The organism is Clostridium estertheticum, assembly GCF_018861295.1.
In the GTDB taxonomy this organism is placed as follows: Bacteria; Bacillota; Clostridia; order Clostridiales; family Clostridiaceae; genus Clostridium_AD; species Clostridium_AD estertheticum_D.
Map to the genome: position 1 here is coordinate 1 of NZ_JAHLDM010000087.1, position 1,210 is coordinate 1,210.

Genomic DNA, 1,210 nt, shown 5'->3' on the forward strand with positions numbered 1-1,210 from the left:
TATATTTAGGAGTGTTCGAAGACGTTGAAATTGCTATTTCAAAAGCAATTCATGCACAAAAGGTGTTAACTATTGATTATAAAGAAGAAGATAGAGAACGGCTTATAAACAGTATAAGAAAGGCTACATTAGAAAATAAAGAAACGCTTGCAAAAATGATTATAGAAGAAACAAAAATGGGACGATATGAAGATAAAATATTAAAACATGAATTAGCAGCTAAATATACTCCTGGTACAGAAGATTTAACTACTACAGCTTGGTCTGGAGATCAAGGACTTACAGTAGTAAAGATGTCTCCTTACGGTGTCATAGGTGCAATAACACCCTCTACAAATCCAACTGAAACTGTTATATGCAATAGTATAGGTATGATAGCTGCCGGAAACTCTGTCGTGTTTAATGGTCATCCAGGGGCAAAAAAATGTGTTGCTTTTGCCGTGGATATGATAAATAGAGCAATAGTCTCAGCTGGTGGACCAGCAAATTTAGTAACTACTGTGAAAAATCCAACTATGGAATCTTTAGATGTAATTATGAAACACCCCTCTATAAAACTTTTATGTGGGACTGGAGGTCCAGGATTAATAAAAACGCTTTTAAATTCAGGTAAAAAAGCAATAGGTGCAGGTTCAGGAAATCCTCCAGTTATAGTAGATGATACTGCAGATATAAGGAAAGCTGCAAAAAGTATAATAGACGGTTGTTGTTTTGATAACAATTTACCTTGTATTGCAGAAAAAGAAGTGTTTGTTTTTGAAAATGTAGCAGATGATTTAATAAATGATATGCTTCAAAACAATTCTGTACTTATAAACAAAGAGCAAGTATCAAGGTTATTAGATTTAATACTAATAAAGAAAGATGAAAAAAGTTATAATCACAACAAAAAACCAGAATATAATATAAATAAAAAATGGGTAGGAAAAGATGCAAAATTATTTTTAGAGCAAATAGATGTAGAAGCACCTACTAACGTTAAATGTATAATATGTGAGGTAGATATAAATCACCCTTTTGTAATGACAGAGCTTATGATGCCAATACTCTCAATTGTAAGAGTTAAAGACATTGATGAAGCTATAGAGTGCGCAAAAATAGCTGAACAACACAAAAGACATAGTGCATATATATATTCAAAAAATATCGATAATTTAGATAGATTTGAAACAGAAATAGATACAACTATTTTTGTAAAGAATGCTAAATC

Annotated in this window: 1 protein-coding gene; it reads left to right on the forward strand. The window is 31.4% G+C overall.

All coding sequences use genetic code 11. From position 1 onward, the window contains the following. A partial coding sequence (locus KPL54_RS25770; RefSeq protein ID WP_216109320.1) for an aldehyde dehydrogenase family protein occupies positions 1-1,210 on the forward strand: 1,210 nt, incomplete at both ends.